Source organism: Butyrivibrio sp. NC2002, from assembly GCF_000702265.1.
Classification (GTDB): domain Bacteria; phylum Bacillota; class Clostridia; order Lachnospirales; family Lachnospiraceae; genus Butyrivibrio.
Genome location: NZ_JNKZ01000007.1, coordinates 57,141 through 80,978 on the forward strand (window position 1 = coordinate 57,141; position 23,838 = coordinate 80,978).

At 39.4% G+C, this 23,838-nt stretch carries 21 protein-coding genes, 1 tRNA gene and 1 pseudogene; 20 read left to right on the plus strand and 3 right to left on the minus strand.

Annotated elements, in window-relative coordinates; all coding sequences use genetic code 11:
* Positions 1-38 precede the first annotated feature (38 nt).
* From T543_RS03580 to T543_RS16020, 6 genes are all read left to right on the plus strand, one after another.
* Complete coding sequence (locus T543_RS03580; RefSeq protein ID WP_051638510.1) at positions 39-830, plus strand: class B sortase; 792 nt, start codon at positions 39-41, stop codon at positions 828-830.
* A 14-nt stretch (positions 831-844) separates the two neighbouring features.
* Positions 845-1,306: a hypothetical protein gene (locus T543_RS03585; protein WP_035765939.1), complete on the plus strand. Its 462-nt coding sequence runs from the start codon at positions 845-847 to the stop codon at positions 1,304-1,306.
* A gap of 58 nt (positions 1,307-1,364) precedes the next feature.
* Positions 1,365-2,120 (plus strand): hypothetical protein, encoded by a 756-nt coding sequence (locus T543_RS03590; protein WP_035765940.1) that lies wholly within the window; start codon positions 1,365-1,367, stop codon positions 2,118-2,120.
* Positions 2,121-2,161: 41 nt separating this feature from the next.
* Positions 2,162-2,929, plus strand: coding sequence for a hypothetical protein (locus T543_RS03595; RefSeq protein WP_035765941.1), 768 nt, complete (start codon positions 2,162-2,164; stop codon positions 2,927-2,929).
* Between the two features lie 137 nt (positions 2,930-3,066).
* Entirely contained in the window at positions 3,067-5,178 is a 2,112-nt protein-coding gene (locus T543_RS15015) for a cyclic nucleotide-binding domain-containing protein (protein ID WP_051638511.1), read from the plus strand.
* A gap of 24 nt (positions 5,179-5,202) precedes the next feature.
* Positions 5,203-5,379, plus strand: coding sequence for a DUF6472 family protein (locus T543_RS16020; RefSeq protein WP_197023925.1), 177 nt, complete (start codon positions 5,203-5,205; stop codon positions 5,377-5,379).
* A gap of 75 nt (positions 5,380-5,454) precedes the next feature.
* Here the strand turns inward: T543_RS16020 and mscL are convergent, their stop codons facing one another.
* Positions 5,455-5,940 (minus strand): large conductance mechanosensitive channel protein MscL, encoded by a 486-nt coding sequence (gene mscL / locus T543_RS03605; protein WP_051638512.1) that lies wholly within the window; start codon positions 5,938-5,940, stop codon positions 5,455-5,457.
* Between the two features lie 92 nt (positions 5,941-6,032).
* Between mscL and T543_RS03610 the strand changes: the two genes are divergently transcribed.
* Both T543_RS03610 and T543_RS15020 read left to right on the plus strand, forming a co-directional pair.
* Positions 6,033-6,103: transfer RNA gene (locus T543_RS03610), tRNA-Gly, on the plus strand.
* Between the two features lie 365 nt (positions 6,104-6,468).
* On the plus strand, positions 6,469-8,385 hold the full coding sequence (locus T543_RS15020) for a putative bifunctional diguanylate cyclase/phosphodiesterase (RefSeq protein ID WP_051638513.1): 1,917 nt from the start codon (positions 6,469-6,471) through the stop codon (positions 8,383-8,385).
* A 14-nt stretch (positions 8,386-8,399) separates the two neighbouring features.
* Here the strand turns inward: T543_RS15020 and T543_RS03620 are convergent, their stop codons facing one another.
* Positions 8,400-9,686, minus strand: coding sequence for a nucleotidyltransferase (locus T543_RS03620; RefSeq protein WP_035765942.1), 1,287 nt, complete (start codon positions 9,684-9,686; stop codon positions 8,400-8,402).
* Positions 9,687-9,804: 118 nt separating this feature from the next.
* Between T543_RS03620 and T543_RS03625 the strand changes: the two genes are divergently transcribed.
* The 6 genes and pseudogenes from T543_RS03625 to T543_RS15825 all read left to right on the plus strand — a co-directional run bounded on the left by T543_RS03625 (position 9,805) and on the right by T543_RS15825 (position 15,668).
* Positions 9,805-10,998: an acetate/propionate family kinase gene (locus T543_RS03625; RefSeq protein ID WP_035765943.1), complete on the plus strand. Its 1,194-nt coding sequence runs from the start codon at positions 9,805-9,807 to the stop codon at positions 10,996-10,998.
* A 193-nt stretch (positions 10,999-11,191) separates the two neighbouring features.
* Positions 11,192-12,346, plus strand: coding sequence for a family 8 glycosyl hydrolase (locus T543_RS03630; protein WP_081829926.1), 1,155 nt, complete (start codon positions 11,192-11,194; stop codon positions 12,344-12,346).
* Between the two features lie 176 nt (positions 12,347-12,522).
* A pseudogene (locus T543_RS16645) lies at positions 12,523-12,891 on the plus strand (flagellin N-terminal helical domain-containing protein); the annotation flags it as partial.
* Between the two features lie 1,275 nt (positions 12,892-14,166).
* Positions 14,167-14,529, plus strand: coding sequence for a flagellin (locus tag T543_RS16650; RefSeq protein ID WP_442856084.1), 363 nt, complete (start codon positions 14,167-14,169; stop codon positions 14,527-14,529).
* A gap of 61 nt (positions 14,530-14,590) precedes the next feature.
* Entirely contained in the window at positions 14,591-15,385 is a 795-nt protein-coding gene (locus tag T543_RS03645) for a helix-turn-helix domain-containing protein (RefSeq protein ID WP_035765945.1), read from the plus strand.
* A gap of 121 nt (positions 15,386-15,506) precedes the next feature.
* Positions 15,507-15,668 (plus strand): hypothetical protein, encoded by a 162-nt coding sequence (locus T543_RS15825; protein WP_155843149.1) that lies wholly within the window; start codon positions 15,507-15,509, stop codon positions 15,666-15,668.
* A gap of 123 nt (positions 15,669-15,791) precedes the next feature.
* Here the strand turns inward: T543_RS15825 and rpmF are convergent, their stop codons facing one another.
* A complete protein-coding gene (gene rpmF / locus T543_RS03650) occupies positions 15,792-15,974 on the minus strand; it encodes a 50S ribosomal protein L32 (RefSeq protein WP_035765946.1) in 183 nt (60 codons plus the stop codon).
* A gap of 175 nt (positions 15,975-16,149) precedes the next feature.
* Here rpmF and T543_RS03655 point away from each other — a divergent pair, with 175 nt between their 5' ends.
* The 6 genes from T543_RS03655 (at position 16,150) to ftsY (ending at position 23,835) form a co-directional block, all read left to right on the plus strand.
* A complete protein-coding gene (locus tag T543_RS03655; RefSeq protein WP_035765947.1) occupies positions 16,150-17,007 on the plus strand; it encodes an AraC family transcriptional regulator in 858 nt (285 codons plus the stop codon).
* A gap of 67 nt (positions 17,008-17,074) precedes the next feature.
* Positions 17,075-18,085 carry a phosphate acyltransferase PlsX gene (gene plsX, locus T543_RS03660; protein WP_035765948.1) on the plus strand — a complete coding sequence of 337 codons (1,011 nt, stop codon included), beginning with the start codon at positions 17,075-17,077 and terminating at the stop codon, positions 18,083-18,085.
* A 164-nt stretch (positions 18,086-18,249) separates the two neighbouring features.
* The gene (acpP, locus tag T543_RS03665) at positions 18,250-18,486 is read left to right on the plus strand and encodes an acyl carrier protein (RefSeq protein WP_035765949.1); all 237 of its coding nucleotides are present in this window, start codon (positions 18,250-18,252) and stop codon (positions 18,484-18,486) included.
* A gap of 183 nt (positions 18,487-18,669) precedes the next feature.
* The gene (gene rnc / locus T543_RS03670; RefSeq protein ID WP_035765950.1) at positions 18,670-19,362 is read left to right on the plus strand and encodes a ribonuclease III; all 693 of its coding nucleotides are present in this window, start codon (positions 18,670-18,672) and stop codon (positions 19,360-19,362) included.
* A gap of 1 nt (position 19,363) precedes the next feature.
* Complete coding sequence (gene smc, locus T543_RS03675) at positions 19,364-22,921, plus strand: chromosome segregation protein SMC (RefSeq protein WP_035765951.1); 3,558 nt, start codon at positions 19,364-19,366, stop codon at positions 22,919-22,921.
* Positions 22,921-23,835 carry a signal recognition particle-docking protein FtsY gene (gene ftsY, locus T543_RS03680; protein WP_035765952.1) on the plus strand — a complete coding sequence of 305 codons (915 nt, stop codon included), beginning with the start codon at positions 22,921-22,923 and terminating at the stop codon, positions 23,833-23,835. The genes smc and ftsY overlap by 1 nt, the downstream gene beginning before the upstream one ends.
* Positions 23,836-23,838 lie beyond the last annotated feature (3 nt).

Below are 23,838 nucleotides of genomic sequence, written 5' to 3' on the forward strand. Positions count from 1 at the left end.
AATACCATATGATAAATAAGTAAAGCGGGGAGTTATCTATGCGCAGGGGATTCATTATAAAGACAATAAGAAACACTGTCCTCTCGTTGTCCTGCATTACCTTCATGGTGGTGACAGGCATTTTTGCTGCAGAAATATATATGGAGCAAAAATCCGGGGCAAATATGAAGAAGGTCCAGGAGATGGCCGACATTACGATAAACAAATCGGTAAGTGCCGTGTCTGCAGAAGAAGAGGTCGAAGAAGCACAGAACCTTGTGGCTTTAAAGATTGAATATCTTACCAAAAAGAATACAGATCTCTCAGGATGGCTTAGGATCCAGGGAACGGATATCAATTATCCCATAATGTTCAAAGAAGGAGATAATGATTATTATCTTCAGCATGATTTCTTCGGAAATGAAGACAGGAACGGTCTTCTTGTTCTTGATAAGAGATGCGACAAGGATATGTCCGACAATCACCTGGTAATACATGGACACAACATGAAATCCGGAGCTATTTTCGGAACTCTGAAATATTACAAGGATCAGACATATTTAAAAAAGCACCCGGCAATAGAAGTGGATACTCCCGATGAGCAGAGATTTTATGAAATAATTGCGGTGGCTTCCACATCCGCAAACGGAGAAAACGGATTTAACTATTCCGACTATCTGAATATAGGCGACAGAGATGCTTTTTCAAGATACGTAGATAGCGTAAAGGCAAGATCTATGTACAAAATAGCTGCATCTGCGAACTATGGAGATCAGCTTTTAACACTTTCAACATGTGACTATACTATGAAAGACGGAAGATTACTCGTTGTAGCTAAGAGAGTAGGTTAAGGGGTGTCATTATTATGAAAAGAAGAAAACTATTATATGTTATTCCTGTTTGTATGATGCTTTTAACAAGTCCTGTTTCATCTATAAGAACTGAAGCTGTAACAGTAGATATTAAGGACAATTATGATGCTGGGCTTCTTGAGCAGGAGCAGGATTCTCAGGGATCAGGCTCTGAAAGTTCAGACAGTGCTTCATCTGCAAGTACTCAGAATAATCAGACCGGAGCTCAGGCTTCAAATGCAGCTGCAAGTACTCCCGCTGCAACAGCCGCATCAAATACGGCTTCGTCACAGGCACCTGCAGCGGCGACTACTGCCAGTACAGTAGCAGATGCTGCAACTACTGCATCAACAACCAATGACCTGCCAAAAACCGGTGATGATGACAGGATCCTTATTACTTTTACTGTAATGCTCACATCATTTGCTGTTTTTATGACAACACTTCTTGCGGGAAGAATTGGCAAAAGAGCTTAAAAAGAATAAAATAAAAAGAGAATAAATAAGTATAGAATAATTATAGGGGTATATAACTATGTATTTGAGCATGAAGAAACACCTATTGTCCAAATCTATTCTATATGTTGCGCTTGTAAAGATAATCTCTGCTATATTCGAAGGTATAGTAAGGATTATCTTTAATAATAATGTCAAGTCACCCGATATGCTCGATGACATGAAATTTTCTCTCACGGTCTATTCCTCTATTTTTCAGATACTGGTAATAGCTGTGATATTTTTTTATTCAGCAAAAGAAATGAAGCATTACATGGGGCTTATTCCCGAAGAAGACAAGCAGGAAATGGCAGATCTTCAGAGAAATTATCTTGGAAATTCTCTGTCTACTCTAAATGCAGACTCAGTCGGAATACTTTTACAGCTCTGGGCTATGATTTTTATAGGTGCGGAGCTTGTCTATGATTTTTCATCCATAATGTACAGGAAATTTATATCTGCTCTCATCGGAGTATTGTCTCCTGATGCAGGGGAGGGCACTTTTGTTATGCTCTATAACATGACTCACGGCTTTAAATATCTGGAGATCCTTACAGCGATATTGCTTGGCGTTATAATTACAGGAATCTTTTTAAATGACAATTTCCTAAAGGTAATCGCTACACTTATTGCAGTTTTGTTTTTGTTTTCTTTCGGACTTCTTGAGATGAAGACCTTTAGCTTTCTTGGCAGAGAGATAGGAATAGTCTGGTCTTCGCTTGTCTATCATTTTACAGAGACCTTGGGTCTTGTTCTTTTTTCTTTGTATCTTCAAAAAAAGTACAAAGGATTGTAAAATTGAATTGTTTTAGAAACGATGATAGTAAGGGGATTAGTATGGAAAAAAACAGAGCTTTGATAGGTGCGCTATCTTTTATCAGTGCTATTTGTATTCTTTCGGGCTGTTCTAATAGAGCGGACGAAGTGATGGAAAAGACAGACGAGGCAATTAAGGAAGCCGCAGATATACTGACAGAAAAACATGAAGAACTAACGGTACCTATCGGCGAAAGCACCGGTAGTGAAAGTGATAATGCCGTAAGTGAAGCAAGTGATACAGAGCTTTCTGATGATAGTAGCGATACTGTTAGTGTTACTGATGAGAACACTTTTGAAGGGCAGGATGATCAAACTGACAGTATAGATTTATCCAAATATCAGGAGGAGACAACGTCACTTTTAACTTCCAAGGATGATATTAATTTAAGGGATACCGACGGAAAAGGCACAAATTATCTTTTTACCTATAATGAAGAAGATTTTAAAGCGCTCTATACAACGGATAACTGGAAGATATTTGATTCCTACAAGATAGAAGATGAAAACGACATTATTCTGATATGTCAGGCACTTATTGATGAACACCCGGTTCACGGAAGCGATATGGTATCCTTCAGGCAGGCACAGGACATGGCAGAGGAATGGATAATCCACAATGTTGCATACGAGATGCTGCCTGATACGAGCGACTTTAAAAGCCATGCAGGAGATGTTGACTTTGATCCTAAGGATCAGAATAAGTCTCTGGAAGAAATATATGAAGACAGAACCGGCAAGGAATTTAATTTAGATGAAATAATGGACAGTTTACTAAAAAACAGCTGATTTACATCGATTAACAGACGCACCCCGTTTTGTGTTTACTAAACTTTAATATATAGGTATCAAAAAATCGTTTATAATAATAGATGTAGTGTTAGGAAGTACCTTTAACCAATTGTAAATTCTGCAAGAGAGATATTATGGGACTTATTCAGTTAAAGAAAAACGAAGTAATACACAGGAAGGGCGATACAGTACAGACACTTGAAATTCTTGTTAAGGGTAAAGTGGCTGTAACCATAGATGGCGAATCTATTGAGCTTGACGTGGGCGGAATCCTTGGATGCAGCGAACATCCCGGAGAGAAGTATCTTTTCACCTATACAGCTGTTGAGGAATCATCTGTTTTTTCTTATCCCTATACCAGCATAGATGATATCTACAAAATAATAAACGGTAATCCGAAAATATCTCCGATCCTTGCAGCTGCTGCTGTAAAGACGGTTGTTTATGCCTGCGACAGATTATCCGTTGATCAGGACAAGCTCATTGAGGATTATAACAAGATCAAGGAAGAAGTTAAGGAATATCCGATGATGGCAGTTTCCGTCGGAATGGAAGCTGAATCTTTTCCTGAGATCAATCAGCTTACAGAACCTGAAAAAGTGAAGGCTTTAACTGATTGGCAGGAAGCATTTTTTAAAAGCCTTGCCGATAATGAGGATGCGCTCAAAAAATATGTGTATTCGTTATCACCGGATGCGGCAAACGGCATTATCATGTACTGTATTCAGGCTATAGCATTCATTTCTGCATGCAGAATGCAGCTTGATGAGTACAAGGCAGAGTATAATCAAAAGACAAATCCGTTCAGATCCAAAATGCAGCTATGCAGAGCAAAACACTCCGATATGATGCGGAATGGACAAAACGGAGAGCCTACCGACATTGACATTAAGGATGCGCTTAATACAATTCTTCAATATGCTGATGCTGATCCTAAGGCAACTGAAGAGTTTAAAAATATTATCCATGAGTTTAAGAATACCAGAACCAGATATGATTCATCTGATGAGAGCAGAGCTTTAAGAAGATCTGTGGGAACGCATTTCTACACAATTTATACCTGTGCTTTTTTAAGAAGCTTATCTGATCCGGCGGTACCTTCCGAAGTGAAAATGTTTTTGATGTTCGGATTTGTTGATGAGGAACTGGCCGGCCTTGAAAATACAAGGCAGCTCTATGCTCTTATGAAAACATATAAGCCGGACCCGGAGGGCAAGGTCTTAACTGCTTACGAATGGCTTAAAAAAATTTACAACATGGAGATTGAACCATCCAGAAATGAATTTGACGAGGATTATTTCACAGCATTAAGAACGCTTAAAACAAGCGGAGATATAACCGAAGGCCAGATGGAGCTTATGAAAAATGACCGAAATGAAAGGCTTCATTTTGAAATCAAAAACCTCCTTGCTCTTGGAAACAGGATGAGCTATGGAAGACCTTCTACCTATACGCCTGTTTTTGATGCGGAAAATGTAATAAGGCCTCTTGATGCATGCTACATTGATGCTCAGAAGATACATGACTTTTACAGATATATACGTTCTGTTGATTATTCAGTTTTTTGCAGACAGGGCTTATATTCCAATCCCGAGATCGGCATCACTCAGGTGTTCCTAAATGAAGACGTGACACCATACATGATCCTTATGCCCAATGTAGGTAGCAGGGCAGGACTTTGGCAGGAAATTGAAGGCAAAAAGAGAAATACACCCGCCAGAATGATCATTTCAATATTTAATGTTGAAAACTATGAAGATATAATGATAAAGTTATGTGCGGAATTCAGATGGGAGATGTGCAAGACGGAGCAGGGCGTTCATTGGAACGATGTCACCGATCCATCCCTTACATCTATGTTCTGCGATTATCTGCAGTTCTACAAAAAGAACCATACTCTTTCTTCAGATATGAAAGAAAAGCTCAAGATGCAGCTGCAGAAAAATAATAACAACTACAAAAATGTATTTGTAAGTGACTATATGTACTATATCAAGTTTGAGGCTAATGCTTCTCCGAGATTAAACAAGATATCGAGAGAGATACTCTTTACCTTCTGTACTTTCTCTAAAGAGGTAAGGGACAAGCTGGCTGATAATCCTCAGTATGGAGAACTCATTAAAAAGCATGCTGCACATACCGCTGGACTTGCAAGGCCGCTTACGAATATCATTAAAAAGCTTCAGAAGGAAGACATTCCCGTACCTGAAGTTTTGAAGACTCAATATGAGTACTACCAGAAATAAGTTAAATTAAGGAAGTGAAGAAATATGCAGATGCATTGTGATGATTGTGTTTACTATGAGTATGATGAAGATGATGAGGCATACTATTGCAGCGTAAACATGGACGAAGACGATTACGCGAGACTCATGCAGAGAAACTCAAAAGAGTGTCCATATTACAGAAATGACAATGAATATGAAGTAGTAAAACATCAGATGTAAAAAAATACTCCCGGGCAGATGAAAGCATTTCAACAAGCTTTTAATCCTGACCGGGAGTTTTTCTTATAATTTTATTCATTTTAAATCTGATGTACAGCAAGGGCACTTTGTAGCTTCGATATTGATCTCGCTCTTGCAGTGAGGGCAGATCTTGGTTGTGGGTGCTGCTTCTTCCTGTTCTTTTTTCATCTTGTCGCTAAGCTTGTTAAGGGACTTAACGATGAAGAAGATAACAAGAGCCATGAGAAGGAAATTGATGATAGCTGTGATGAACACGCCATAATTAAGAGTAGCTGCGCCTGCTTCCTGAGCCTGTGCAAGTGTGGGATAGCTTGATCCGTCAAGAGTTATGAACCAGTTTGAAAAATCAATTCCACCTGTGATAAGACTGATGATCGGCATGATGATATCATCAACAAGAGAGCTGATGATCGACTGAAAAGCACCGCCTATGATAACGCCGACTGCCAGATCCATTACATTTCCGCGCATGATAAATTCACGGAATTCATTTGCAAAACCTTTGCCTTTTTCTGCTGCTTTTTTTGTATCTACTACCATAACCTTACTCCTCCGTTTGAAAAAAAACGTTGCCAAAACTACTTGAAATTATATCATAATTTCGTTATTATTTATACATTGTTAATAATTTTGCAGGATTAGTACATCGGTAGTATATCAGCTTCCCAAGCTGAGGAGGCGGGTTCGATTCCCGTATCCTGCTTTCTTTTATAACTTCTTGCGGGCAAAAGCGGAAATCGCCCGCAAGAATCCTGCTTTGCAGGACACGCCCCTCGCTTCGCGAGGACCTAGTCCAGTACGATTATTGTTTTTCTGATGAAAAACAATAATCTATGCCTTTTTAGCTATGATTTGTTTGTAAGCTTTTGACATAATCTTGTTAGAGCCTTAATTCTTCTAAAAAATAGCTTGAAAAATGGTAATAAAAATACTATATTAAATTCATAAGTTGGGAGGACATCTATTGGGTGACCTCTCATTTTTTTTCTTTTTTTCATAGGAAATGCCTATGGAACTTATTTTTGTATATAAAAGACTTTTTTATTATGCTAAATCATTGAGGATACTATGGAATTTGCTTATCAATTTGATGTGGCCGGAATACTGGTTATTCTTACAAGTTTAGTATGTGCTTGGGTGCGCCCCAAACTACTTGATAATTTCACAATCAATTTAAAACTTCTGATTGTGCTGTCAATTGCTTATGTTCTTACAGATGGCTCAACCAGTATCCTTTTGCAACTTAAAGATCCGCGCCTTTACTATTTTACATATGGACTTCTTATACTTTACTTTGCGGTATTGTTTTTGTTTCCTTTCAGAGCAACCATGTATTTCTATGAATTGTGTGGTGAAAAGCCCAACGAGATCTTGCTCAGAGGCACATTATTTGTGATGCTTTCACTTGCCGTCTTTGGCAACATTTTCTTTAACTTTTTCTTTTCACTCGATAGGGAGACCTTTAGTTATTATCCGGGAGTAGGCGCCTTTACTACTTTTGTATACTATTTTTTGTGTGCGATATTAGTCGGCGTATGTGCAATGAAACACAGAAGATATCTGGGGCAGATACGTCTTCGACTTTTGATCACTATACTTTTCATAACGGTATTTACGATCATTTATCAGAACCTGATTCCGCAACAGAGTATAACGGGTCTTATTATTTCACTTAGCGTAGCCATGACTATTGTTGTATTTTGCTTTATTGACGTAACGGTCGATGAGCTTACCGGAATAAACAATAAGGTTGGTTTTACGAGAGCCTGCGATGAGATCATGCATAACAGCGACGTGTCCGGATATAGTATGATAAAGATCCAGATCTATCACATGCAGGAGCTTAACGAGAGAACAGGAATGGAAAACGGTGACAGGCTACTTATGCTCCTTGCTGATACTATCAGAAAAAGCTGTGCAATGACTAAATCCAAATCGGTATATGGAAGGATAGGCGGAGATACATTCGGTATATTTACAAGGGACGAGATAGAGATAAATGCATTGTCCGAAGCTTTATCCGGAGATCATATTCAAAATCCCATTACGGGGCTTGATTATGCGGTTTCTTTTTATGCAGGAATTTACAGATTGGAAGATAAGGAGATGGATATCGAGAGCATGCTTGATCATGCAAGCTATGCTTTAAAGTGGGTATCCGGCAACTTCAAGACCAATGTTGCTTTCTATGATGATGATATCAGACAAGAGGATGAGCACAGAAAAGCTGTAGAGCGGAAGGTCAGAAGTGCGATAATAGATAAGGAATTTAAAGTTTATCTTCAGCCTGTTTACGACACAATGACAAGAGAAAGAGTAAGTGCGGAAGCTCTTGTTAGATGGATCGATAAAAAGAACCAGATGATAAATCCGGGAGATTTTATCCCGATCCTTGAAAAGAACGGATTTGTAACAGAGCTTGACCTGTATATTCTTGAAGAAGTCTGCATGATGCTCAGCGAATGGAAGGGACGCGGCTTTAAGATAGTGCCTGTATCTGTTAATTTCTCAAGAGTGGATGTGAACCACCCCGGACTGGTTGATGAGATAACCGAAATAGTCGACAGATACGGACTTGATCATAGCCTTATCAAGATAGAGCTTACAGAGAGCGCTTTCAATGGCGACATGGAAAGCATAATCAAAGTGCTCAATCACCTTCACGAAAAAGGCTTTATCATCATGATGGACGATTTTGGAAGCGGATACTCTAACCTTAATATGTTCAAGGACATGCCGGTTGATGTTGTTAAGATTGATATGTATTTTCTTAGAAACATTGAAAACAATGAAAAGGGCATGATAGTTCTTGAATCTGTTGTACAAATGGCAAAACGCCTCGGGCTAGCAATTGTAGTCGAAGGCGTTGAAACTCAGAAACAGTACGATTACATCAGAAAACTTCGCTGCGAGATGATACAGGGCTTCTACTTTGCAAAGCCCATGCCCTCAGACGTATTTCCTGACCAGATAACCGCTGGGTGATGTAAGGAGTTTTACTAAATAACAATGATCTGCGATCTGTATTCGCTTATTGTAGTATCGCCGCGAACCATATTGTAAATTTCAGAAGCAGATATTGTTTCTTTAAGCAGTGATAGCTCGTTATCGTCAAGAATCTTATATGCATCTGCAAGCTTGGAGATTATGGGAATGGTTGAATTTTCCTGTATTTTCTTTAGCATAGCGGATGCATTTTTGTTAAGGCCTAATATTCTTCCGTATCCGGTAAAAGAGTTATCTTTAGTATATCTATCAGAGCTTTCCTTAGTGATTCCCAGCAATATGTGAAGAAGTGCCCTTGATATGCGGCTGTAGGTAAGGTCTTTTGTCTTTAACTTCATTGTAAAATCGCTTATCGATTCAAAGCTGTTTATGTTATTTATTATTTTATCCGACAGATCTTCTGATACGTCGGCATATTTATTAAATCCTTCGCTTTTTTCCAGAAGGAGCCTGTAGTGAAGAAGAGATGAAAAGTCATCCAAAGTAGTTATTTTCTCATTGTAATAAAGTGGGAGCGTGCTCCCGGGGACAACCTTTTGCAATAATTTATCGGCATCTTCTTTTGCCGGAATATGACTGTTTACAGATCCTTTTTCTATGATATTTCTTATAGCGGTAGCAGAAGAGAAGGCATTTTCCTCATCTGAAATATTAAGGCTGTCGTATCCTTCGCCAACTCTTTTTGTGGTAACAGGTACAATAGAGCTGTTTTTCCATTTAAGAGCCTTTAAATACTCGATTGCAAGGACGTTGTTAGGAGATGAGAGAATATCGGATATGTAATCTTTTTTATCATCAATATTTTTTGCAGACAAAGCATCAGCATTTAAAGTCTCTGAAACAGCTATTGCTCTGGCAGAAGCATAGCTTAGCCCTTCCTTTAAATGCTTTTTTATCGAGAACTTAAAATCATCGGGCTCAGATAATAAAACGTCTGCGATCATGGAAATACTTTCAACGTCTCCTGATTCAGAGCCAAAGCCCAGATAGTCGATGCAGCCAAAATCATCAAGGATAGAAACAGCTCCCTTTGCGAAAAACTCTGCGCTCTGCGAACTGTAATAAATCGGAAGCTCCAGAACAAGATCTGCTCCTTCCATAAGTGCCATGTGAGCACGTACGTCTTTTCTTAGTATGGCGGGGCAGCCGCGCTGAACATAGTCGCCGCTCATAATTACAACGACATAGTCAGCTCCTGTTTCTTTTTTTAATTTGTCTATAAGGTATTTGTGCCCCTTGTGAAAAGGGTTGTACTCTGCAACTATTCCTAATGTTTTCATAAAATTATGGAAATTCCTTTGTTTATTTTGGGCTGCTGTTTTATACTAATTATAGTGTGCCAAAATATTAAAGCAAGGGTACATTAAGTACATAATTAGGTATATGGAGGTCTTTTACATGAAAATACTCGTTATTAACTGCGGTAGTTCTTCACTTAAGTTCCAGCTTATCGATTCAGTAAGTGAAGAGGTTATCGGAAAGGGACTTTGCGAGAGAATAGGAATTGACGGAAGGATAAGCTTTACACCTGAAGGAAAGGATAAGATCACCAAGGATACTGCTATCCCTGATCATAACAAGGCAATCGAGCTTGTTATCGAAGCACTTACAGATCCTGAAAACGGCGTTATCAAGGGACTTGATGAGATAGACGCAGTTGGACATCGTATTGTTCATGGCGGAGAGAAGTTTACAAAGTCTGTAATTATAGATGATGAAGTTATTAAGGCGATTGAAGAGGTATCAGATCTGGCACCTCTCCACAATCCTGCTAACCTTATTGGTATCAGAGCATGTCAGAAGGCTATGAGTGGTGTTCCCATGGTTGCAGTTTTTGATACTGCATTCCATCAGACTATGCCCAGTGAAGCATTCCTCTACGGAATACCTTACTCATTCTATGAAAAATACAAGATCCGCAGATACGGTTTCCACGGCACAAGCCATTCTTATGTAAGCAAGCGTGCCGCTGAGATGCTTTCTAAGGATTACAGCGATCTTAAAACTATAGTATGCCACCTTGGTAACGGCGCATCCGTTTCAGCTGTAAAGAACGGCAAGTGCGTCGATACTTCAATGGGTCTTACTCCCCTTGAAGGCCTTATCATGGGTACAAGAAGTGGTGATATCGATCCTTCAGTAGTTGAGTTCATTATGAAAAAAGAGGGCATTGATGCTTCTGAAGCTGTTAATATCCTCAACAAAAAGTCAGGTGTCCTTGGACTTTCAGGTGATGTTTCATCTGATTTCAGAGATCTCGAGGATGGCTACAACAAAGGTAACGAAGGCTGCATAAGAGCTATCAATACTTTCTGCTATAGAGTTTCAAAATATATCGGCGCTTATGCTGCAGCAATGAATGGTGTTGACTGCATCTGCTTTACAGCAGGTGTTGGCGAAAACGGTCCTCTTGTAAGAAATATCATCTGCGAGCGACTTTCATACCTTGGTGTAGAAATAGACAAGGAAGCAAACGAAGTTCACGGCAAAGAGAAGGTTGTTTCAACTCCTTCTTCTAAGGTAAAGGTTCTTGTTGTTCCTACAAACGAAGAACTTGCTATTGCCAGAGATACAGCTGCACTTTGCAAATAAACTGCCGGACGTGCAATTGATCAAAAAAATAATAAACTACGAAAGAAGGCTTTTGAATCTGAAAGCCTTCTTTTTGTGCCATATTTTAAAAAGGTAATAATTACTGAACTTAAAGCAAAAATTTGAAAGACTTAAGATTCTATATATGTAAGTATTTAAGAGGATTTTTAATCACATTCAGGAGGGAAATTTAGTGAGTGCATTTGATAGCAAAACATACAGAAATGTATTTAAAGAGATTGGTAAGACTGATAAAGAGATTGAAGATAAGATAAAAAAGGCAGTAGATGTTTTTTTCTATGATGAGCAAGAGAGAATATATCATGAAGCCGGTGATGATATGGGATATCTTACCGACACAGGCAACAACGATGCCAGAACAGAGGGTATGTCTTATGGAATGATGATGTGCGTTCAGCTTGACATGAAGGAAGAGTTTGACAGGATCTGGAAGTGGTCCAAAACATACATGTTCATGGATGAGGGCGAAAACGAGGGCTATTTTGCATGGTCCTGTCAGACAGACGGAACAAAAAATGCCATGGGTCCTGCGCCTGACGGTGAGGAGTTTTATGCAATGGCTCTTTTCTTTGCATCTCACAGATGGGGTGATGGAGAAGGTATATTTGAATATAGCAAAGAGGCGAGAAGTATCCTAAGCGCTTGTATTCACAAGGGTGAAAATGGAAGAGCAGGATGCCCTATGTGGAACAGAGACAACAAGCAGATTCTTTTTGTTCCAGGAAGTCCGCATACAGATCCTTCTTATCATTTACCTCATTTCTATGAGCTCTTTGCATTATGGGCAAATGATGAGGATAAGGAATTCTTCAAAGAGGCAGCTTCTGTGAGCAGGAAATTCCTTGTAACAGCCTGCCATAAGGAGACAGGACTTAATCCTGAATATGCAAATTTTGACGGAAGCCCTATGGACAAGCAACTTCCCTGGGGACAATTTGGAGATTTCTTCAGTGATGCCTACAGAACCTATGCAAACATAGGCCTTGATGCTGAATGGTTTGGAATAGATGAGGGACAGATCCGGATTCCGATTCGTATGATGAAGTTTTTCGGTACAGATCTTGAAGCTGTAAGATGCGCTTACAAGGTTGACGGAACTCCTCTTGAAAAGCCGGTTCTTCATCCGCTTGGACTTCTTTCGACAATAGCTCAGAGTGCGCTTTCTGTTCCATATAGTGATGAAGAAAACAGCGATTTTGCTATGGCTTCAAAATGGGTTAACTGGTTCTGGAATCAGCCTCTTAGACGCGGAGTCAGAAGATACTACGATAACTGCCTGTATATATTTGCGCTCCTTGCTCTGTCAGGCAACTACAGAATCTGGTAAATTTTCATTATATAAAAATCCCACTTACTTAAAGGATCTTGGTTTAGTTACATGACCTCAAAGTATGTGGGATTTTTATATAAATTTTATAGTAGATATTCCGATATATTAGATAGCAAAGTTATTGGGTTATCAAGTAATCGGAAGGATTCGATTAAATGCGTATACAACATAATATGCAGTCTATGAACGGCAACAGAATGCTTGGCATAACTAATCTTAATGTTCAAAAGTCTGCAGAAAAGCTGGCATCAGGGTATAAAATCAATAGAGCGGGAGATGATGCAGCAGGGCTTTCGATATCTGAAAAAATGCGTAAACAGATGCGAGGTCTGGACAGGGGTGTAGATAATGTCTCTGACGGAATCTCATTTTGCCAGGTGGCAGATGGCGCACTTAATGAAGTCTGTGATATGCTCAACAGGATCAAGGTTCTGGCTATTCAGTCTGCAAATGGGACAAATTCGCCTTCCGACAGAAAAGCGATCGATAATGAAGTCCAGCAGTTAAAAGCGGAAGCAGAGAGAGTTTTTCAGACTACATCTTTTAACGACAGCCTTATCTGGGAGCGTATTCCGGATATGAAGGATGTTGTTGAAAATGTTGACTATTATGCAGTTACAATTAATTACAGCCATCCTGCAACAGAGCTTACTGCTGATAACGTGAAAACATGGCCAAAAGACGGTTTTCAATTAGAAGAGACGGGCGACGGCGTTCGCTTTAAATGGAATGCCATCGATGGAAATACATATTATTCTGAGCCAATTCCATGGCCGACACCAAATACAGCCGGCATGTCTATGAATCTGAAAGACCATCTGTCAGATACTCAGCTTAACGATCCCAAATTTAAAGGCTTAAACTGCAATATCAGCTATAGCACGACGCCTTACACTACATTTGATGAGGTCAGGCAATATGTAACTCAGGCCAGAGTTTATGCATATCCGCAAAAACCTACATCCGCTGAAATATATGGAACAAATGCTGTAAGCGCGAGTTTTAGTATAAGTTCTACAGGTATTCAGAAAAGTAATATAAATCTTGAGGGCAATGCCGACACTTCTTTTGCCGGTTTTAAATCCATGACACAAATTGGCGATACTGATACTGATTCCGCTAATAAACTCACCTTTACTTTTGAATTCGCAAAAAGAGATGATCCGGATACTAAGATTACAGTAAATGCCGTCCCCAGCAGTGTTACCATGACTAAATGGGTAAAAGATTTTGACCCTGGCGACAGGGTAAAAACAGATGATGAGACAAGAGGTGAAAACTGGGGTAGAAACTATTTTTCAAATGATGGATGGTGGGGAAAAGAAGGCTATACCTATCCCAATGGTGTTAAATATTATATGAATGCGATCAGTGATGCTGATCAGAGCTTTACAAATTTTTCAGCTTCCGGCATAAAAGAGCTACTTGAAACAAACTCCGCAAATCCTGATCTTGGCGGACTTCTTCAAAGCTTTGACTCACATGGAGATGACACGGTAGCGCTTCGGCTTAATTATAATCTTGTGTCGGGAAATGACAATTACGGATCTTTTTCACTTACACTCTACGGTGAAGAAGGCGTTCAGCATTCTGCTGATTTTCTTAATAATCTAAGAAAAATCACAGGCGCAGATCTATACGCAAGTAATATAGGAAATACAGATAGTCCTGAAAGCGGAACCGGAACAAGCGATTCCGTTAGTTTATCCGGACTCTATGTTTCTGTTCCTAAACAAACTGCTCAAAATGTGCTTCATTCAGTACTTGTAGGGTATAAGGACCTTCACAAAAATATTCATACAGCACCTGAAGCTGATATGGAGGTTAAGATTTTCATTGACTATGCCTGCCTTTCTAATCTGGGTCTTGGTATTGAGGACATGAACGTATTGACCATTGATAATTCCGAAGATGCAATGAGCCTTGTTGATGAAGCAGCCAGAAAAGTTGTAGCTCAGCGTTCATTATTTGGCGCTTATCAGAACAGGCTTGAGCATACATCCAACAACCTTGGAAATATTGTGGAAAATACCACTGCCGCAGAATCAAGGATAAGAGATACGGATATGGCAGACGAGATGGTCAAGCATTCCATGGAAAATATCCTTAAACAGGCAGGACAGTCTATGCTTGCTCAGGCAAATCAGACAACAAATGGCGTTATGTCACTACTTCAATAAAAAAATTATGATAAAATATTTTCATTAGTATTTGTCACCTTAAATTGCGGGAGGATGCGGGATGAATAAAAGTTCGGGGAAGATACAGATTAATGAGAATGTTTTAAAAAAGATGGACAGCAGTCTTTCTCAGTATCTTTTTGATCAGCGTGAAAACAGCATAGTTCATGCTACTCTTAGCGAAGAGATGTCAGATTTCGGACCGGTTGTAGCTGGGGATATCAAGACTGTTCAAAGTGATCTGATAAAGCATAGAAGCCGTGTTTTCCCTAAGCTTTCCGAATCACCCTTATTACAGAGAAAATATCTATTTGTATCAAGTATAACTTCCTGCTGCAGATTTTGTATTGAAGCCGGAATGCCGGCAGACGAATCCTATGGTTTATCCGATCTGTATATTTTAAAAATGGATAAATGCAAAACTGTAGAGGAAGTAACTGAAGTATATGAAGAGATGATGATTGACTACACCAAGAGAATGCAGGCTATTAAGGGCAAAAGCACTCAGCTTTCTCCCAAAGTCATAGCCTGTATGAACTATATAGATAATCATATGCATGACAGGATCACTGTTCAGGATCTTTCAACCGAGCTTGAGATGAATGCTTCATGGCTATCAACTGTTTTTAAGAAAGAAGTGGGAGTATCTGTTTCTGAATACATTAAAGCAAAGAAGATAAATGCGGCAAAGCATCTTCTGACATTTAATGAATACTCATGCACGGATATTGCCGAATATCTGGGATTTGCCAATGAAAGCCATTTTTCGGCTGTTTTTTCAAAGATGGAGAAGAAATCACCCAAAGAATATAGAAGAGAGCACTTCCAAAAACATTTTTCGAGGCTTGCCAAATAAATATATATAAAAACAAATGAATATTGTGTTTTGGGTTCATAATTCGGTATATCCTTAGGTCATAAAGAAAACAAAAGACAGCAAACATAAGTCAGATACATGACCATGAAAGGGGTAGATTATGAGATTTCACGATGTTCAGGATACACGTAAAGCAGAAGTTAAGAAAGAGCAGAGAAATGAAGCAATGCGCAAAATGTATGACGAATGCCTTGAGAAGCTCTCAGTTTTATATAAAAAAGAGAGGTTGGCTACTGTTTCCGGAGTGACATTTATTTTATAAAAGTGTTGTATTTAATCAAGACTGGATAATAGAAGCCAATAATAATTAATTGAATCAAAAAAGGGCTGTGAAAAAATGATCTCGCATCTTTTCACAACCCTTTATTTTTGATTCGATTTAAAATTAATCTTCGTTTACTACAACGCTCTTCTTATTGTAGTAGCCACACTTCTTACATACCTTGTGAGGCTGCATAAGAGCACCACAGTGGCTGCACTTAACCAGTGTAGGAGCAGACATCTTCCAGTTAGCTCTTCTCTGGTCTCTGTGTCCCTTGGAAGATTTATTCTTCGGGCAGATAGACATTCGGTAACACCTCCTTACAGCGTTCATATCATGAACCATAAAATGGTCATTTGCATTAGTTAACACACTCATGCTATTATATGCGTTGTAATCGTTAATGTCAATGAGTTTTTTATCATATAAGAATTTTCTTCTTATATTAAAAAATATCTAAAATAATAAATCAGGCAGAAATATGAAAGAACTTAACTCATGTAAGCAGGCAATGCTTGAATGTATGGAAAATAAATACTTTTCGATCGCACATCTATATAAGGATGAGAAAGCGATGGAAATGCATATACATGATTGTTATGAGGTGTATTTCTCGATATCCGGAGGTAAACAGTTTCTTATAGACAACAGAGTATATGACATAAAACCCGGAGATCTGTTCCTTATTAATCAGTATGATTCTCATTATCTTACGCAGATAGATAAGGAAGTCCATGAAAGGATCGTCATCATGATAGATCCTGATTTTATGAGATCTCTTTCAAGTAATGAGACTTCTCTTGATTTTTGCTTTACAGACAGGGGAGAGGGCTTTTCTCATAAGATAAGTCTTAAGGAAGAGCAACAGTCGAGATTTTTATATTTCATAAATAAGATATTAACAAGTAACGGATATGGGCACGACCTTCTCGAAAAAGCAATTTTTACAGAGATGTTTGTTATGATAGGAAAAATCATAAGGGATAAAGAAGAAGGCAATGCCGGTATGCAGTCAACATATAACGAACAGGTTGACGCTATCTTATCTTATATTAATAACAATATTCAAAATCCTGTAAGTATTTCGATGCTGTCAGCACATTTTTATCTAAGCGACAGCTACATCTGCAGGATATTCAAAAATGCAACGGGAACAACAATAAATAAATATATAACTGCCAGAAGGATCAGTATCGCAAAGTCGCTTTTGGCAGAAGGATACGGCGTCAGTGAAGTGTGCGAGAAATGCGGCTTTTCAGACTATAGTAACTTTTTAAAAGCCTTTACAAAGTCAGTTGGCATTTCACCAAAGAAGTATTCTCAGAATTGCAATAAATAAAACATTGTGTAAAATATATAGTGTGCCTTGAGCATACTAAGTAAAAAAGATTGTTATGGAGGACGGTATGGCAGATCTTGTGAGAGTTGCACTCGATGCAATGGGCGGCGACAATGCACCCGGGGAAATTATAAAAGGCGCTATCGACGCACTTAATGAATCAGACAAAGTAAAGATTTTTCTTGTTGGAAAAGAACAGGTCATTAAGGACGAGCTTTCCAAATATACATATGATGAAAACAGAATAGAGATAGTTAATGCCACAGAGGAAATTGAGATGGCAGAACCGCCTGTAATGGCAATAAGAACCAAGAAGGATTCATCCATAGTTAAGGCTATGTTCCTTGTTAAGCATGGCGAATGTGATGCATACGTTTCCGCCGGAAGCACAGGTGCAACACTTGTTGGCGGACAGGTTATAATCGGCAGGATAAAAGGCGTTGAAAGATCACCTCTTGCACCGCTTATTCCCACAGAGAAGGGCGTTTCACTTCTTATAGACTGCGGCGCAAATGTGGACGCCAGACCTTCTCATCTTGTTCAGTTTGCGAAGATGGGATCGGTTTACATGAAGAATTTCTGTGGTATACAAAATCCTACAGTCGGCATTGTAAACATCGGTGCTGAAGAGGAGAAGGGCAACGCACTTGTTAAGGAGACATTCCCGCTTCTTAAAAACTGCCCTGATATCAACTTTATCGGATCTGTTGAAGCAAGGGATATTCCAAACGGCGTTTGCGATGTAATCGTATGTGAAGCATTTACGGGAAATGTTATCCTTAAGATGTATGAAGGCGTTGCGACAACCCTTCTTAAAGTAGTTAAAAAGGGACTTATGAGCAACTTAAGGGCCAAGATCGGAGGTCTTTTGATAAAGCCCACTCTTAAAAATGTCCTTAAGGATTACAGCATGGACCGGTACGGAGGCGCTCCGATGCTTGGTCTTACAGGTCTTGTTGTTAAGACTCACGGAAGTTCGAAGGCCGTTGAAATTAAGAACAGCATACTTCAGTGTGTGACATTTACTGAGCAGAATATCGCTGAGAAGATCAAAGAATCAATCAGCACTGAGAACTAAACATTTTACAAATGACAGGGGCTTTTCTTAGTGAAAATAATACTTGTATCATAGGATAAAAGGTATTATATTCTTTATCATATAAAATAGGTTTTTGTTTTTTGAAAAAACAGATACTGATTTAGACTTTTTAAAAGAAATACATAAAAGGAATGGGAGAACTTATGGAATTCGAGAAGTTAAAAGAAGTTATCGCCGGCGTACTTAATGTTGATGAGAATGAGATCACAATGGAGTCTACTTTTACAGACGATCTTGGTGCTGATTCTCTTGACGTTTTCCAGATCATCATGGGAATAGAGGATGAATTCGATGTTAAAATCGATGCAGATCTTGCAGAAGGCATTACTACAGTAGGTGAAGCGGTAGAGCTTCTTAAGAAGGCAAGAAAAGAAGCCTGAACAACATTTATTTGTTATCATGAATGATATGAAGCAGGGCTTCTTAGATGGCTCTGTCTCATATCATTTTTCTTTGAAGGGAGGAACCATCATGACGAAGTCATGATTTGGAATGGTTCCGACCGATAGGGCAGGATTGCGGAGCAATCGTGCCAATACATAATATACGAGGAGATAAAAGGTATGGTTACTGAAGAACAGATTGCAGAATTACAGCATAAGATTGGATATACCTTTAAGAATACACTTTTGCTCAAACAGGCACTTACTCACTCATCATTTGCCAATGAACAAAAGATAAATAAGCGCGGCGATTATGAGAGACTTGAGTTTTTGGGCGATGCCGTACTTGAGCTTGTTTCAAGCACATATTTATACAATAAATATCCGGATAAACGTGAAGGCGAGATGACAAAGATGAGAGCATCTATGGTCTGCGAACCTGCACTGGCTTACTGCGCATCAAACATTCATCTTGAGGAGTATATTATTCTCGGAAAAGGTGAGGAGCAGACGGGCGGAAGGTACAGAGAATCTATAATTTCCGATGTCATGGAAGCCATTATCGGAGCCATTTACCTTGACAGCGGTCTTGAAGCTGCCAAGAAGCATATCGAGAAATTCATTCTGGACAATCCTGAAGAGAAACAGATTTTCTACGATAGCAAGTCAGTACTGCAGGAAATTGTGCAGCGCGACGGCAATGTTGAAATACGGTATGAAATTTGTGGCGAAAAAGGACCCGAACATGATAAAATATTCGAGTCTGCGGTTTATATCGGAGATAAAAAATTGGGAGAGGGGTCAGGTAGAACAAAGAAGGCGGCAGAGCAGAAGGCGGCCTATCAGGCTATCCTGGAACTAAAGAAACAGTAATATGTATTTAAAAAGCATAGAAATTCATGGCTTTAAGTCGTTTGCAAATAAAATAAAACTTGAGTTCCACAATGGAATCTCAGGTATCGTCGGACCTAACGGTTCAGGTAAAAGTAACGTTGCGGACGCTGTAAGATGGGTTCTTGGTGAACAGAGGATTAAACAGCTCCGTGGCGGTACCATGACAGATGTAATATTCGCGGGAACAGAACTGAGAAAACCTCTTGGTTACGCGTATGTTGCTATCACTCTTGATAATTCAGATCATGCACTTCCTATTGATTATAATGAAGTAACTGTCTCCAGAAGACTATATCGTTCAGGAGAGAGTGAATATATGATTAACGGCAATATCTGCCGTTTGAAAGATGTTAACGAGCTTTTCTTTGATACAGGTATCGGTAAAGAGGGTTATTCAATAATCGGACAGGGTCAGATCGATCAGATTCTTTCCAGTAAGCCCGAGGACAGACGAAACCTTTTTGATGAAGCTGCAGGTATTGTTAAGTTCAAGTCAAGGAAAGATACCGCTATCAAAAAGCTTGAGCAGGAGAAACAGAATCTTGTTCGTGTAAGCGATATCCTCTCAGAGCTTGAAAAGCAGGTAGAACCTCTTGAAAAGCAGTCTGAGATTGCTAAGATATACCTTAAGAACAAGGAAGAGTTAAAGACTCTTGACGTTAACATGTTCCTTTTAGAGAACGGAACCCAGAAGGAACAGCTCCTTGAATCAGAGAAAAACCTTGAGATTTCTTCCAAACAGCTTGAAGATGCCAGAGAAAAGTATGATGACACCAAAGCTGAGTATGAGAAGATCCAGGAAGAACTCGAAACTCTCGATCATGATATTGAAGAAGTCAGAGCTAAGATAACGGATACTTCAATTAAGAGAGAAAAACTCGAAGGTCAGATCGGCATCATGAATGAGCAGATAAAATCAGCAACAAATGAAGCTGCTCATTTTGAGAAGAGGAAAAAGGACGAAGAAGCTAAAATAGCCGAGAAGGAAAAGGAAAAAGAGGCTGTTTTAAAGGAAAAAGAAGTAATTGATAAAGAGCTATCAGCCCTTTCCGATGACAGAGCAGGTGCCAGAAAAACTCTCGACGGAATAATCGAGAAGATAAATGAAACAAATACTGAGATAGAAAACTGTAAGAGCAGGATAATCCAGACTTTGTCTGACAGATCCACTATCAAATCAAAGCTATCATCACTTGATACAAGGCAGGAGCAGATCAATATAAGAAAAGCAGAACTCACAGGAAAGCTTGTAAAAGCCAGATCCGATGAGTCTTTGCAGGAAGAGATCATTAAAAAGCTCCAGGCAGAATTTGATGATATCACAGCTGAAATCCGTACAATGAATCAGAAGCAGAAGGATTCGGAGAATGAGCTTGCAGGTATTCGTGATAAGTTATCTGCCAAGGATACTAAGCTTCGTGATGCTCAAAATAAGTATCATCAGGAAAAGTCCAAACTTGATGCGCTCTCTAACCTTACTGAAAGATATGAAGGTTACGGCGGAAGTGTAAAGAAAGTAATGGAGCGAAAGGACGACACACCAGGCATCATAGGTGTAGTTGCCGATATCATAAAGACTCAGCCCAAGTACGAGACAGCTATCGAGATTGCGCTTGGCGGTAATATTCAGAATATCGTTACTGACGATGAAGATACAGCCAAGGAAATGATCGAATACTTAAAGCGCTCCAAGGCAGGACGTGCGACCTTCCTTCCTCTTACAAGTATCAGAGACCCTCAGGAGTTCAAGGCTCAGGAGGCCTTAAATGAAAAGGGTGTACTCGGAATGGCAGATGAACTTGTTGAAACTGAGGACAGATACAGAAGCGTTGCCAAAGCCATGCTTGGAAGGATTGTAGTTGTCGATACGGTTGATAACGCGGTTTTGATCGCAAGAAAATATAAATATACTATCAGAATGGTAACCCTCGAAGGTGAACTTCTTGTTCCCGGTGGTGCCATAAGTGGTGGTACTTTCAGAAATAACTCCAATCTTCTTGGTAGAAGACGTGAGATGGATGAGCTTGAAAAGAACATTAGGAAATGCAAAGAAGACATCGCACTTTATCAAAAGGAAATAGAAGATACAAAGAAGAGAAGAAATGAACTGAGAGTAACTGTTGAGGAATTAAGAGGTCTTCTCCAGACAAAATTTATCGAGCAGAATACTGCAAGAATAAATGTTGAGAATGAGAAGGAGCGCCAGGAAAAGCAAAAGGGCGATTACACAGACCTTAAGACAGAGAGTGAAAGCATTGAGAAGCAGATGCTTGATATTAAGACCGAGAAGGAAGAAGCAGAAAAATCTCTTGAGCTTTCTATAAAGACCGAGGAAGAGGAATCTGCAAAGGTTGCGCAGTTCCAGACAGAACTGGAAAAGCTCCACGAGGCAGAAGAAAAAGAGTCCGAGAATGTTTCATCCTGGGATATCGAATACGAGAAGATACTTCAGAAGGCTTCATTCGAGCAGCAAAATGTCGATCGTATAGAAGGCGAGATAAGTGAAGAAAAGAAAGCTCTTGATGAGATCATCACTGCAATGAATGAGAACAAAGAGCTTCTTGATCAGAAGAAAAAAGATATCGAGGAGATCAAATTAACTATTGAGACTTCGGTTGATGTTCAGAGTGATGCAGGCAAGGAACTTGAAGACAAAAAGGCGAGAAAAGAAGAACTTACTCTTTCTCAGAAGAACTTCTTTAAACAGACGGAAGAACTAAACCAGACCATGAACGGTCTTGATAAGGAAGTTACAAGATTAAATGCCAGATGTGAGAGAATCAAGGAATCCATAGAAACCCAGATAAATTATATGTGGGATGAATATGAGATAACTCTTACAGATGCTTCATCCATGAGAGATGAGTCAATGACAGATATGTCTGCTATGAAGAAGCGCATTAACTCATTAAAAGACACCATTAGAAAACTTGGTGATGTCAATGTAAATGCCATTGAGGATTACAGAGTCCTTATGGAGAGATACACATTCATGAAGACTCAGCATGATGATCTGGTAGAGGCTGAGAAACAGCTTAGAGATATTATCACAGAACTTGATGAATCAATGAGAAAGCAGTTCATGGAGCAGTTTACCAAGATCCAGAACGAGTTTGACAAGGTGTTCAAAGAGATGTTTGGAGGCGGTAAAGGTACTCTTGAACTTGTTGAGGATGAGGACATACTTGAAGCAGGAATCAGGATCAATGCTCAGCCTCCGGGAAAGAAGCTTGTTAACATGATGCAGCTTTCCGGTGGTGAGAAGGCACTTGCGGCGATCGCACTGCTTTTTGCGATCCAGAACCTTAAGCCTTCACCATTCTGTCTTCTTGATGAGATTGAGGCTGCGCTTGATGAAAATAACGTAGTAAGATTTGCACATTATCTGCACAAGTTAAAGTCTACACAGTTTATTGTAATTACACATAGACGTGGTACAATGGAAAGCGCCGACAGACTCTATGGTATCACCATGCAGGAGAAGGGTGTATCCACACTTGTTAGTGTTAATTTGATTGATAAGGAGCTTACGAACTAATGTCGAACGGTTTTTTTGCCAAACTTACAGAAGGTCTTTCGAAAACTAAAGACGGTGTAGTAAAGGGAATAAATAATGTCCTTAGTTCTTTTACCAGCATTGATGAGGATTTCTATGAAGAACTCGAAGAAACTCTTATCATGGGAGACATTGGTATCAATGCTACCAGCAGGATCATGGATAAACTAAGGGAACAGGTAAGGGACAGACATATAACCGATACCCAGCAGTGCAGAGAGCTTTTGATCTCAAACATAAGAGAGCAGATGAGAACAGATGACAATGCTTATGATTTTGAGAACGATAAGACCGTTATCTTCGTAATAGGTGTAAACGGCGTAGGTAAGACCACTTCAGTCGGCAAGCTTGCGGCTCATTTCAGGAAAAAAGGAAAGAAGGTTCTTGTTGCAGCTGCAGATACTTACAGAGCAGGTGCTACAGAGCAGTTAAGAGAATGGACAGACAGGGCGGAAGTTCCGCTTATTGCAGGAAAAGACGGAGCTGATCCGGCAAGTGTCATATATGATGCTGTAAATGCCTTCAGATCCAGAGACTGCGATATTTTGATGATAGATACTGCAGGCAGACTCCATAATAAGAAAAATCTGATGGAAGAGCTTGCCAAGATGAACAGGATAATAGATAAAGAGCTTCCCGGAATTCGCAGGGAAAACTTTATCGTACTTGATGGCACCACAGGTCAGAATGCGATTTCACAGGCCAGGGAGTTTGGAGAAGTTGCAGATCTTACAGGTATCGTACTTACCAAGCTTGACGGAACAGCCAAGGGCGGAATTGCAGTTGCGATTGTTTCAGAGCTCAATATTCCGGTTAAATACATTGGTGTCGGAGAAGGACTTGAAGATCTTGAGCGTTTCGAGTCTGATGAATTTGTTGATGCATTGTTTTCATAATAC